We start from the raw sequence: 12,313 nt of genomic DNA on the forward strand, positions 1-12,313 counted from the left end.
GCTGCGGCCGAGACCTGGCGGCGAGAGACGCGGTCAGATGACCCAACCGCCGGCGTGCTCCTGTTTTCAGCCGGCCCCCACCAGGCGATTTCGGCGCCGGTTCTTGCGCCGCTCCCCATCGGCGAAGTCGTTTTCGCCTCGCCGCTCGATCAGCAGGAACTGGCGGCCCTCGTGCGGCTCTCGCCGATCGCCTTTCATGCTGAGCTGCTGGTCCAGACTCCCGATGGGCGCTGGCTGAGGGGCGGTGCGCTGTCGCAAGAAGAGCGGGACCACGCCGCGCGCATCATCCAGTTGGATCCAACGACGCGTCCGGCGGCGCGCAGGATCGGCCCATGGATCGAGATCGTGCGCCCGTTGCGCACGATCGGTCACGCCCACACCGCGTTGCTCTTGCGCTATCCGCTCGCCGAGGCGCTTGCCCCTTACCAGGGGCTGCTCGCGCTGGTGGTGCTTTTCGGGGGCGCGGGACTTGGACTTTTGGCTGCAGGGGCCTGGTTGGTCGCGCGCCAGGTCACCCAACCTATCGCCGGTCTTAGCGCCGCCGCCGAGCGCCTCGAACGCGGCGAGCATGGCGCGGTGACGATCGAAGGCTGCGATGAGATCGCGGCCCTGGGCCTTAGCTTCAACCGAATGGCCGAGGGGATCACCCACCGCGAAGCCGCGCTCGAACTTGCCCGCGATCAGGCCGAAGCCGCAAACCGGGCGAAGAGCGAGTTCCTGGCCAATATGAGCCATGAGATCCGCACGCCCTTGAACGGGGTGCTGGGCATGACCCAGGTCCTGGCGCTTGAGATCAAGAACGAGGTGCAGGCCGATCGACTGAAGATCATTCGCGAGTCCGGCGAGAGCCTGCTGGCGATCCTGAACAGCATCCTGGACCTCTCGAAGATCGAGGCGGGCCAGTTGGAGATCGAGGTCCAGGACTTCGAGCTGGAGCAAGCCGTGCAACTGACGGCTGCGCCCTTCGCGACGCTCGCCAGGCACAAAGGCCTCGCCTTCGACGTCGAGATCGAGCCGCAGGCCGCGGGCTGGCGGCGCGGCGATCCGCTACGCCTGCGCCAGGTGCTGTCGAACCTTCTGTCGAACGCAGTGAAGTTCACTGAAACCGGGCGTGTCCGCCTGGCCGTGAGCGTCGGGCCCGAGGCGCTGCGCTTCGAGATCTCCGACACCGGCATGGGGATTCCCGAGGACCGGCTGGCCGAGATCTTCGACCGGTTCTCCCAGGTCGATGGCTCGGCGACGCGCCGCTTTGGCGGCACCGGTCTCGGGCTCGCCATCAGCCGTGAGCTCGTAGGCCTGATGGGCGGAACGCTCACGGTCGAGAGCAAGCTTGGGCGCGGCTCGATCTTCGCCTTCGACCTGCCGCTCGAAGCGGTGACAGCTCCGTCTGAGGCGGTGGCCCAAAATCCCGCGACGGGCTTGCCCCCGCTCAGGATCCTGGCCGCCGAAGATAACGAAACCAACCGCATGATCCTGGCGGCCCTGCTGGAGCCGGCAGGCGTTGACCTGACCTTCGCCGTCGACGGCCGCGAAGCCGTCATCGCCCTCTCCGAAGCGGCCTTTGATCTCGTCCTGATGGATATCCAGATGCCGAACATGAACGGCGTGGAGGCGACCCGCGCCATCCGCGGCGCCGAGCGGGGCGCGCGGACGCCGATCCTGGCGCTCTCGGCCAATGTCATGAGCCATCAGGTGGAAGAGTACCTCGCGGCCGGAATGGACGGGGTGGTCGCAAAGCCAATTCAGGCCGAAGCGCTCTTCGCCACGATCGAGCTTGCGCTTTCAGAGCCCGCGGGCGTGGAGGTCTCCGATGATGCGGCGACGGCTTAAGACGATCGGCGCTCTTCGCGTGGCGCTGCTCGCCGCCGTCCTGACCTTAGGCCTGGGCGCAAGGGCGAGGGCCGCTGACCTCAAGGTGCTCGTGGTCAGTGCGCGCGGCCAACCGGTCAGTGACGCGGTCGTCCTGGTGCGTCGTCCAGGCGGGGGGGAGGCCGGTCCGATCCATTTCCCATGGCCGATGGTCGTGGAGCAGCGGGACATGCAGTTTCGGCCGTTCGTATTGATTGTGCCGGTAGGCTCCGAGGTCTCGTTTCCCAACCACGACCCGTTCAAGCACCACGTCTATTCCTTCTCGCCGGCGAAGACCTTCGAGCTGAAGCTCTACGGCCATGACGACACCCGGCGCGTACGCTTTGACCGGCTGGGCGTCGTTTCCCTCGGCTGCAACATCCACGACGACATGAGCGGGTTCATCCGCGTCGTGGACACCCCCTATGCCGCGAAGACCGACGTTCACGGCGAGGCGCTCATTCACGGCGTTCCGGCCGGCCCGGCGAAGCTGGCCGTGTGGCATCCCTATCTCCGCGACGGGCACGACCTCGTCCGCGACGTGACCGCCTCGGCAGGGGGATCCACCTTCACCGTTACCGTCGACCTGAAGCCCGCACCCATGCGGCATGGGAATTACTGAGCTGCAGGCCTGGCGTTCACCTTGGGTAGGGCTGATGGGGACCGGCGGGGCGATGGCGCTCGCCATCCTCGGAACGGCCGATGCGGCGCGGGCCCAGGACGGCATCTTCGGACGCGACACGATCCATGGGCTCGCCGAGGTCCGCCTGGCCGGCGCGGAAGGCGAGCGCAGCTGGATCGACGGCGGCTTTGGCAAGGCTGCGGTTCCCGGCGGCGGCGAGGGTGGCTGGCGCGACAGCGCCGGGCTCAGCCAGGCCGTGGTTGAGTGGCGGCCAAGTTTCAGCTTCGCCGTCAGCGCGGTGATCAGCGCTCAGTGGCAGGCCGACACTGATCCCAAGCTCGATCTGGACGAGGCCTACCTCAAGCTGAAGGCGCCGCCGAGCCAGCTGGGTGGGTTTTCGGTGCGGCTGGGCTATTTTTATCCGCCGGTCTCGCTCGAGAACGGCGGGGTCGGCTGGACGACAACGGACCTCTTGAGCGCTTCGGCCCTGAACAGCTGGATCGGCGAGGAGGTTAAGGTTGGCGGCCTCGAGGCCACCTACCAGCGGCGTTTTGGAGATAGCGAGGTCGTGGCGAGCGCCGCCGTTTTCGGCTGGAACGACACCTCCGGCACCCTGATCAGCTTCCGCGGCTGGGCCCTGCATGGCGTAAGGACAGGCGTCCGGACTGAGTTCGGCCTGCCACCGCTGACGCCCTTCATCACGCCCCGACAGGATGACGGGACCTATCCCTTCAGGGAGATCGATGGGCGGCCAGGTTTCTATGGACGCCTGGAGTGGCGCCCGCCCGCGCCGGTCACTGTACAGGTCTTCCACTACGACAATCGCGGCGATCGCGTGAGCGAGCAGGACCTGCAATGGGCCTGGCAGACGCGGTTCTCGGAGCTCTCGGTGCTATGGACGCCAGACCCCGAGACGAAGATCCGCGCACAGGCCCTGAGCGGCCGCACCTGGATGGGCTATCCGCGGCCTGAGACCTGGGTCGACGTCGGATTCAGCTCCGCCTATCTCATGGCGACCCACGACCTGGGTCCGGGAGCTGCAAGCCTGCGGATCGACGGTTTCCAGACAAAGGACAATACCCAAGCCAAGCTGGCCGCAGCCGATGAGGGCGGCTGGGCGCTGACGGCGGGCTGGCGCCAGCCGATCACGGCGTGGGTCGACCTCTTCGTGGAGGCGCAGCAGATCGAAAGCCGTCGCCCAGGCCGCCTCCTGGCCGGTGACGCCCCGACGCGGGCCGAAACCGTGTTGCAAAGCGCGGTCCGGCTGCACTTCTAGCGGCCTGCGCGGGACCTGATCCAAAGCCGAACAGCGACCAACACATAGCGTGCCGGCGTGAACACGACCGCCCTGGCCCAATTTGAGCCGATTGCCGCCCGGGTCAGACCCTAGGGTTGGACCGGATGCCCACTCGTGGCGAACGCGGCAATCCTGAAGCTCTGTTGGAGTGGTGTCTACTTCCACGTCCGCTGGGGATGCTCGGATGAGCGGGGCCTTGGATCGCAGTTCCGGAATGCACCGTGTCGGAACGGCGGCCGAGCGGATGGTTCACGCCAGCGAGGTGATCGTCACCACGGCCGCCGGTCTCCTGGTGATCGTCTCTGTCATGCTGGCGACCGGGTTGCTCTACAGCGTGTTCTTCGAACGCATCCGCTCCTCCCTGAATTCGATCGACACGATTGCGGAGTTGCAGGTCGGCGTGGAGCAGATCTTTGCCGGTGTGCTCCTGCTCATGTTGGGCCTTGAGCTGCTCAAGAGCCTGAGGAGTTTCTTCTCCGCGGCGAGATTTCAGGTCGAGATCATCATCATTGTGGCGATCATCGCCATTGCGCGGCACGTGATGCTGATCGACCTTGAGCACACGTCAGGCCCCGTTCTGGTCGGAGCGGCGGCGCTGATCCTGGCCCTGGCGATCAGTTACGTGCTGGTCCGGCAACCCGGCGCGCATCCTGAAGACGCCGGCGCGTGAATTCCAACCCGTCATCGGGAGCGGCGCCTGTGGCGTCGACGGGCCGCCTTGGCAGCCGCCGTTTCTTCGATGAGGCGATGTTCGAGGCAAGAGGCCTGCTGGAACGCTCCTTCGGGTGGGGCGTTGGACCAACGGGCTGGGGACGGGTGCTTATGCCTGGACCATTGCGGCAGAACGCCCCGCATAAGGTGGCGCGTGGGGTCGGGGCGGGCCTTTCTGTCCTGGCGCTTTCGCTTGCGCTCTCGGGTTGCGCGCGGGGCGTCCTGGATCCGGTTGGCCCGGTGGGCGCGGCCGCCGGCAAGATCTTCATCGATGCGCTGCTGATCATGCTCGCGATCGTCATTCCGACGATCCTGCTCGCCTTCTGGATGGCCTGGCGCTACCGCGCATCCAACACCAAGGCGGAATACCTGCCTTACTGGTCCTATTCAGGGCGGATCGAAGCCGTCGTCTGGTCGATCCCGATCCTGACCATCCTGTTCATCGGCGGCCTGATCTGGATCGGATCCTACAGGCTCGATCCCTTCAGGCCCCTGCCGTCGAAAACGCCGCCGCTGGAGGTGCAGGTCGTCTCCCTCGACTGGAAGTGGCTGTTCATCTACCCCCAGCAGGGCATCGCCACCGTCAACCAGCTCGTCGTGCCCGCGGGCGTGCCCGTGCGCTTCTCGATCACCGCAGCGAGCGTCTTCAACGTCTTCTTTGTCCCGCAGCTGGGCTCGATGATCTACGCCATGCCCGGCATGGTCTCGCAGCTCAACCTGCAGGCGGACCGGCCTGCGGTGCTCTTTGGCCAGTCTGCCCATTTCAGCGGCGACGGCTTCTCGGACATGCAGTTCCAGGTGAAGAGCGTCATGCCGGCCGAGTTTGCGGCCTGGGCCGATGCGGTCCGAAGCGCCGGTCCCATGCTGGACACGCAGGCCTACTCCGGTCTGGCTGTGCAGAGCCGGAGGGTGACGCCCTTCACCTATCGCAGCGTCGATCCGCAGCTCTTTCAGGCCATCACAACCCAGAAAATAGCCCCTGGCCCCGGACCTGGATCGGAGACCTCCTCGCGAACGGGGCGCGAGGGCGCAGGGGAGGGACGCTAGGCCATGTTCGGCAAGCTCAGGTGGTCGGCCATTCCCTTCGACCAGCCCATCCCGCTGATCACCTCAGTGGTGCTGATCCTCGTCATCCTGGGCGTTCTCGGCCTTGTGACGGCGAAGGGCTGGTGGCCCTACCTGTGGCGCGAGTGGATCACTACGGTCGACCATAAGCGCATCGGCATCATGTACTGCCTCCTGGGCTCGGTGATGCTGGTCCGCGGGTTCGCCGACGCCATCATGATGCGCACCCAGCAGGCGGTCGCCATTAACGCCCCGGGCTACCTGCCGGTCGAGCACTACAACCAGATCTTCTCGGCCCACGGCACGATCATGATCTTCTTCGCCGCGATGCCGCTGGTGATCGGCTTCATGAACTTCGTGACGCCGCTGCAGTTGGGGGTGCGCGACGTGGCCTTCCCGACGCTGAACTCCGTCAGCTTCTGGCTCACCGCCTCAGGCGCGCTGCTGGTCAACGTCTCGCTGTTCGTCGGAGAGTTCGCCCGCACCGGGTGGCTGCCTTACCCGCCGCTTAGCGAGGCCACATATTCTCCGGGGGTCGGCGTCGACTACTACCTATGGGCCGTGCAGATATCCGGCATCGGAACGCTGATGACCGGGATAAACTTCGTCACGACAGTCTTGAAGATGCGATGTCCCGGCATGAGTTATTTCCGCATGCCGATGTTCTGCTGGACGGCGCTAGCCTCCAGTCTGCTCATTGTGGCCGTTTTCCCGATACTGACAGCCACATTGGCTATGCTGAGTCTGGATCGGTATTTCGGGTTCCATTTCTTCACGAACACCGCGGGCGGAAACCCGATGATGTTCATGAACCTGATCTGGGCCTGGGGCCACCCGGAGGTCTATATCCTGGTGCTGCCCGCCTTCGGCATCTTCTCGGAGGTCTTCTCGACCTTCTCCGGCAAGCCGCTTTTCGGCTACCGCTCGATGGTTGCGGCCACCCTCTTCATCTGCATCGTGGCCATGATGACCTGGCTGCACCACTTCTTCACCATGGGCTCGGGGCCGGCCGTCAACACCGCCTTCGGCATCTCCACGAGCATCATCGCTGTGGGAACAGGGGTGAAGATCTACAACTGGATCTTCACCATGTACGGCGGCCGCGTACGCTTTTCAGTGCCCATGCTGTGGTCGCTTGGCTTCATCTTCACCTTCGTCATCGGCGGCATGACCGGTGTGCTGCTCGCCGTGCCCCCGGCCGACTTCCTGGTCCACAATTCCATGTTCCTCGTCGCCCACTTCCACAATGTGATCGTGGGCGGCGTGGTGTTCGCGCTGTTCGCCGGCCTTGATTACTGGTTCCCGAAAGCCTTCGGCTTCCGCCTGCACGAAGGCTGGGGAAAGGCCGCGTTCTGGTTCGCCTTCTTCGGCTTCTGGATCACCTTCACCCCCCTCTACATCCTGGGGATGCAGGGCATGACCCGCCGGCTCCAGCACGTGAATGTGGAGGAGTGGCGGCCCATGCTGGACCTCTCGCTGCTCGGCGTCGGCGTTCTGGTCGTGGGCGTCATCTGCCAGGTCATCATGCTCGTCGTGAGCATCATCAAGCGCGACGAACTGCGCGACATGACAGGCGACCCCTGGGACGGCCGTTCCCTGGAGTGGGCCACGCCGTCGCCGCCACCCTTCTTCAACTTCGCCGTCATGCCGAACGTCGAGGGGGAGGAGGCCTACTGGGGGATCAAGCTTCGGGCCATCGAGACCCAGCAGCTGTCTCCGGAGCCGACGTACACGCCGATCGAGATGCCGGTGAACAGCCCGGTCGGGTTCTATACGGCCTTCTTCGCCACCGTCACCGGCTTTGCGCTCATCTGGCAGATCTGGTGGCTGGCAGGCCTTGGCCTGGCGGCCGCCTTCGTCGGGTTTGTCGTCTTCGCCTGGCGTGACGTGCACGAATTCCACGTGCCCGTGGATGAGGTGGCGAGCGTTGACCGGGCCCGGCGTGCGGCTCGCGAAGCCCTCATGGAGCGCATCGCTCAGCAGGGGGTGCTGCCTTGAGTGAAACCGGGCTCCCCGCCACCGTCGAAACCCTTCGACGCGTTCGCGAAGATCCGCACCGGTTGGGCCACCGCAGCCATGGAAGCGAAGGTCCGGTCGAGGGCGCAGGGCACGGCGAGACCGGGCCTGCGAGCAAGCGGATCATTGTGGGTTACGGCTTCTGGATCTTCCTGCTGAGCGACATCGTGATGTTCTCCTGCTTCTTCGCGGCCTACGCGGTGATGCAAGGGGCGACCGCCGGCGGACCGCGCGCCCATGATATCGTCGAGATACCGCGGGTCGCGTTGCAGACCGGCGCGCTTCTCCTGTCCAGTTACACCTGCGGTCTTTCCTTTGCGGCCACGAACGCAAGGAGCCGGCTCTGGACCCAGGTCTTCCTGCTCATCACCGGCCTGCTCGGCCTGGCTTTCGTGGCCATGGAGCTGCAGGAGTTCATCTCGCTGGCCGCCCAAGGCATCACCCCGCAGCGCAGCGGCTTCCTCAGCGCCTTCTTCGGGCTCGTCGGACTGCACGGCTTGCATGTCACCGTAGCCGGGCTCTGGCTGGCGACGATGATGGCCCAGGTCCAGGTGAAGGGTTTCCGTCCGGAAACCGTGCACAGGCTGATCTGCTTCAACCTCTTCTGGCATGCGCTGGACATCGTCTGGATCGCCATCTTCACGATCGTCTACCTGATCGGGGGCATCTCATGAGCCACTTCGAGACTGACCCGCACCTCTTCGGCGGCGAACTCGATCATCGGGAAGACCACGCACCCGGAGATGCGCCGGAGGAGAGCGCCGGCCACTGGGTCCTGAACTCGAACCTGGGCCTCATCTTCTCCCTTATTCTCACCGTCGCCGCCTTCCTCGCGGCGCGCTCGCACCTGATTTATGGGCCGGCTGTTCCGGACGCCCTGCTCGTGTTGGGCGTCGCCCAGATGGGCGTGCATCTGGTCTTCTTCCTGCACGTCACCACGGGCCCGGATAACACCAACAACGTCTTGGCGCTCGCCTTCGGCATCCTCGTGGTGTTCCTGATCGTCGTCGGCTCCATCTGGATCATGGCTAACATGAACCAGAACATGATGCCGATGGACCAGCTCATGCGGATGCAACCCTAAGGCGCGCGTTCAAGGGGCGACCCAAACCTGCTTAGCGTCCCGCTTGCGCGACGCGGGGGCTGGTGGCGGCCTTAACGGGCGATAGGAATGCGGATCGCCTTGAACTCGCGATGTTGAGCCGCACGCCGCCAAAGGCTGCGGCGGAACGTCAGGTGAGTTTCCTGATCGATGAATGCCAACGTCTCATGGCATGGCGTCAGATTCGGTTAGTAGTGGAACCGACACTGCGCGATTTCCAGAACCTGATCAGGCGCCTTGCCTGATATCCGATACACGAGCCGGTCCGTCGTATTGATACGGCGCGACCACCATCCGCGAAGGCTTTCCTTCAAGGGTTCCGGTTTCCCAGTACCCTTGAACGGGTCGCGGCGGCACTCATTGATGAGATTGTTGAGCCGCTCGAAAACGTTGGGGTCCGATTGTCGCCGGTAGAGGTAGTCCTCCCAGGCATTGTCGGACCAGAGCAGCTTCACGGGTCGATAGGCTCTCGCTCAGTGCCTTCTCCGGCATCGAGTTGTGAAATCGCTTCCCTCAATCGCGCCGCGTTTTTGGGCGACGAGATCAAGCGCGCCGTTTCTTCCAGAGCGTTCCAGTCCGATAGAGACACCATTACGACGGATTCCGCTTTCTGGCGGGTTACGACGATGGGGGTGTGGTCCTCGACCACACGATCCATCACGTCCTTCAAATTCTGCCGGGTGGCCGTAAACGTAAGGACATCCATGCAAACCTCCATGGCTCTCCCTTATATGTACAGAAATTTGTACATATGCAAGCAAAATGAAGAGTGAGACTCCGTTCCCCCAGGCTTCGAGGCGCAGCATTTCGGCATCGGTGCCGGAGGGCGCCGGCTCAATTGATCCCTCTCGACGGCGGACCCGCGGTGATCGCGCCAACCTGATCGGGGGTTTTGCCTGATTCAGCTTGGCGCCCCCCCGGCCTAGAGTGCCTGCGCATGGGTCCACGAAGATGGCGACGATGACGCCCAGGTTCCGCTGCCCGCAATTTGGAGCCTCGACCACGCCCTATCCGCGCAGGTCGCGTCTCCGTCACGGCCTTCTTCCCACCCCGGATGCCCAGCCATGACGCTGACCCTGTCTGCTGCGATCTTCGACGTGGACGGCGTCCTCGTCGCTTCCCCTCATGAGCGCGCATGGCGCGAGGCGCTGGTCGGCCTCGCCGATCCGGCGCGCTTCACGACCGGGTTCTACCAGGCCCATGTGGCCGGCAAGCCGCGCATGGCCGGCGCGCGAGCCGCTCTTGAGAAGCTGGGCGTGCCGAATGCGGCCGACCGCGCAGCCGATTATGCGACCGTCAAGCAGGCGCTGGTCGACCGGCTCATCAAAGAGGGCAGCTTCGAGGCTTTCCCCGATGCCGTCCGACTGGCCGCGGCCCTACATGCTGCGGGGCTCCGACTTGCGCTCGCGTCCTCATCGAAGAACGCCGACGCCATGCTGCGGCACCTGAAGCTCCCAGACGGGCGCGAGCTGCTATCCATCTTCGCCGCGGACCTGAGCGGCCGAGACGTGCCGCGCGGCAAGCCGGATCCGGCGCTCTTCCTGCTGGCCGCCGAGGAGCTGGGCATTCCCCCTGAGCAATGCCTGGTGGTCGAGGACGCGCCCGCAGGCGTCGAGGCCGCCAAGGCAGGCGGCATGGCTGCGCTCGGCATCGCGCGCCTGGGAGACGAGGCGCTGCTGAACGGGGCCGGCGCTGATCTGGTGGTGACCGACCTCGACCATGTGGACGTCGCTGCAGTTCGCGCCGGTGCTCTGCGCGCCTTGCCCCTCGAAGAACTTCCCCCCACCCACGAGCTCCTGGAGCCGACCAAGGAGCCCAACTGGGTCCTTAGCCACCACGGCTACAGCGTGCTGACCGAGAACATCGTCGAGTCGCGCTTCTCCATCGGGAACGGCTTCATGGGGATGCGTGCGGCCCGCCCGATCAGCCGTGGTCCGACGTGGGTGAGCTGGCTTGGCTACATGCGCTGGGCGTCATGGCCGCGCTGCTACGTCGCCGGCTTGTTCGACGTCCCCAACATGGAGCCGCCGGTGCCCGCGCTCGTTCCGGTCGCCGACTGGTCGAGAATCCGCGTCCTGCTGGACGGGGAGGTTATCCTGGCGCGCGAAGGCGAGCTGCTCTCCGGCGTCCGGCGCCTCGACATGCGCCGCGGCGAGTTGATGTCGCAATGGTCCCAGCGAACCTCGGCCGGGATAAGCGTCACGGGCGGCGAGCTTCGCCTGTTGTCGTTGGCCGACCGTGCCGCTGCGCTCCAGTTCCTTCGCTTCGCCGTAGACCGCGACGGCCTGGACATTTGCCTGGAGGCCAGCTTCGAACTCTCCGGCCTGGGGATGGAACCAACACGGCTGGAACAGGATATCGGCGCCTGGCGCACCGAGGGCACCCGCAAGGGCGTGGCCATGGCCGCGGACGCTCAGCTAAGCCTCGGCGGCGAGATGCTCGCGCCTGAACACCCGTTCCCCCTGCGCTGGGCCTGGCGCTGGCGATCCGTCGCCGGGCAGCCGGTGGAATTCCACCGGCTGGTGGGCGTGGCCCGATCCGATGCGCCTGGGGAGGATCCATCCCCCGCCGCGCGAGCAGCTCTGGGACGAAGTCGCGCGCAGGGTTGGCGCTCCGTCGCCGCCGCCCATGAAGCCGCCTGGCGTGACCGGTGGGCTGTGAGTGACGTCGTCATCGATGGCGACGACGACCTGCAACGTGCGGTCCGCTTTGCGGTCTACCACCTGACCAGCGCCGCCAACCCCGAGGACGACCGCGTCTCGGTTGGCGCGCGGGCGCTCACGGGAGATGCCTACCTCGGGCACGTCTTCTGGGACACCGAGATTTACCTGCTCCCCTTCTATACCGCGGTCTGGCCGGAGGCGGCGCGAGCGCTGCTCATGTATCGCTTCCACACCTTGCCGGCCGCGCGAGCCAAGGCCGCTCGCTCTGGCTTCAAGGGCGCGCTCTACGCCTGGGAATCCGCGGACACGGGCAGGGAAACGACACCCGAGCATGTGGTCGGCGCAAACGGCGAGCAGATCCAAATCCTCTGCGGGGTGATGGAGCAGCACGTCAGCGCCGATATCGCGCACGCGGTCTGGCGATACTGGAGCGCCTCCGGCGACGACGGGTTCTTCCTTTCAGCCGGGGCGGAGATCGTCCTGGAGACCGCGCGGTTCTGGGCCTCGCGAGCCGTGCCCGAAGCTGACGGCAAGCGCCACATCCGCCACGTCATCGGTCCCGACGAATACCATGAGGACGTGGACGACAACGCCTTCACCAACGTGATGGCGAGATGGAACATCGCCCGCGGACTCGAGGCGCTCGAGGTATTGTCTACCCGTTGGCCCGAGCGTTCGGCGGCGCTCAGACAGAAGCTGGCGATCAGCGATGAGGAGGTCGCAGACTGGCGTGACGCGGTGGATCGGATGGTCACCGGCCTCGATCCGAAAACGGGCCTCTACGAGCAGTTCGCGGGCTTCCATTCGCTGGAGCCGCTCGATCTGGCCAGCCTGGGCCCGCGGACCGTCCCCGTCGACGTGCTGATCGGTCGCGAACGCACGCAGGCTTCGCAGGTCGTCAAGCAGGCCGACGTCGTGGCCCTCATCGCGCTCTTGCCCGAGGAATTCTCCGGCGCGATGGCCGAGACGAATTTCCGGTATTACGAGCC

The 12,313-nt window shown here is 65.5% G+C and carries 11 protein-coding genes; 9 read left to right on the plus strand and 2 right to left on the minus strand.

The genetic code is table 11. From position 1 onward, the window contains the following. The 8 genes from VGI62_RS17755 to cyoD form a co-directional block, all read left to right on the plus strand. The coding region (locus VGI62_RS17755) for an ATP-binding protein (RefSeq protein WP_331505874.1) at positions 1 to 1,830 on the plus strand (1,830 nt) is incomplete at its 5' end. Continuing rightward, the gene (locus tag VGI62_RS17760) at positions 1,814 to 2,470 is read left to right on the plus strand and encodes a methylamine utilization protein (protein WP_331505875.1); all 657 of its coding nucleotides are present in this window, start codon (positions 1,814 to 1,816) and stop codon (positions 2,468 to 2,470) included. The genes VGI62_RS17755 and VGI62_RS17760, both read left to right, overlap by 17 nt. 34 nt (positions 2,471 to 2,504) lie before the next feature. Beyond that, positions 2,505 to 3,746, plus strand: a complete 1,242-nt coding sequence (locus VGI62_RS17765; protein ID WP_331505876.1) for a hypothetical protein — start codon at positions 2,505 to 2,507, stop codon at positions 3,744 to 3,746. Between the two features lie 205 nt (positions 3,747 to 3,951). Continuing rightward, positions 3,952 to 4,437 (plus strand): phosphate-starvation-inducible PsiE family protein, encoded by a 486-nt coding sequence (locus VGI62_RS17770; RefSeq protein ID WP_331505877.1) that lies wholly within the window; start codon positions 3,952 to 3,954, stop codon positions 4,435 to 4,437. 152 nt (positions 4,438 to 4,589) lie between these two features. After that, positions 4,590 to 5,525, plus strand: coding sequence for a ubiquinol oxidase subunit II (gene cyoA / locus VGI62_RS17775; RefSeq protein WP_331505878.1), 936 nt, complete (start codon positions 4,590 to 4,592; stop codon positions 5,523 to 5,525). A 3-nt stretch (positions 5,526 to 5,528) separates the two neighbouring features. Next, on the plus strand, positions 5,529 to 7,541 hold the full coding sequence (locus tag VGI62_RS17780; RefSeq protein ID WP_331505879.1) for a cbb3-type cytochrome c oxidase subunit I: 2,013 nt from the start codon (positions 5,529 to 5,531) through the stop codon (positions 7,539 to 7,541). Next, a complete protein-coding gene (locus VGI62_RS17785; RefSeq protein ID WP_331505880.1) occupies positions 7,538 to 8,233 on the plus strand; it encodes a cytochrome (ubi)quinol oxidase subunit III in 696 nt (231 codons plus the stop codon). Before VGI62_RS17780 ends, VGI62_RS17785 begins: the two co-directional genes overlap by 4 nt. Further along, complete coding sequence (cyoD, locus tag VGI62_RS17790; protein WP_331505881.1) at positions 8,230 to 8,643, plus strand: cytochrome o ubiquinol oxidase subunit IV; 414 nt, start codon at positions 8,230 to 8,232, stop codon at positions 8,641 to 8,643. Before VGI62_RS17785 ends, cyoD begins: the two co-directional genes overlap by 4 nt. A 206-nt stretch (positions 8,644 to 8,849) precedes the next feature. Here the strand turns inward: cyoD and VGI62_RS17795 are convergent, their stop codons facing one another. Together VGI62_RS17795 and VGI62_RS17800 are read right to left on the minus strand one after the other, a co-directional pair. After that, a complete protein-coding gene (locus VGI62_RS17795) occupies positions 8,850 to 9,116 on the minus strand; it encodes a Txe/YoeB family addiction module toxin (protein ID WP_331505883.1) in 267 nt (88 codons plus the stop codon). Next, positions 9,113 to 9,367 (minus strand): type II toxin-antitoxin system prevent-host-death family antitoxin, encoded by a 255-nt coding sequence (locus VGI62_RS17800; RefSeq protein WP_331505884.1) that lies wholly within the window; start codon positions 9,365 to 9,367, stop codon positions 9,113 to 9,115. The genes VGI62_RS17795 and VGI62_RS17800 overlap by 4 nt, the downstream gene beginning before the upstream one ends. Positions 9,368 to 9,725: 358 nt before the next feature. Here VGI62_RS17800 and VGI62_RS17805 point away from each other — a divergent pair. Next, positions 9,726 to 12,313 (plus strand): HAD-IA family hydrolase (locus VGI62_RS17805; RefSeq protein ID WP_331505885.1); only part of this gene is annotated, 2,588 nt, incomplete at its 3' end.

Source organism: Phenylobacterium sp. (assembly GCF_036495085.1).
GTDB lineage: Bacteria > Pseudomonadota > Alphaproteobacteria > Caulobacterales > Caulobacteraceae > Phenylobacterium.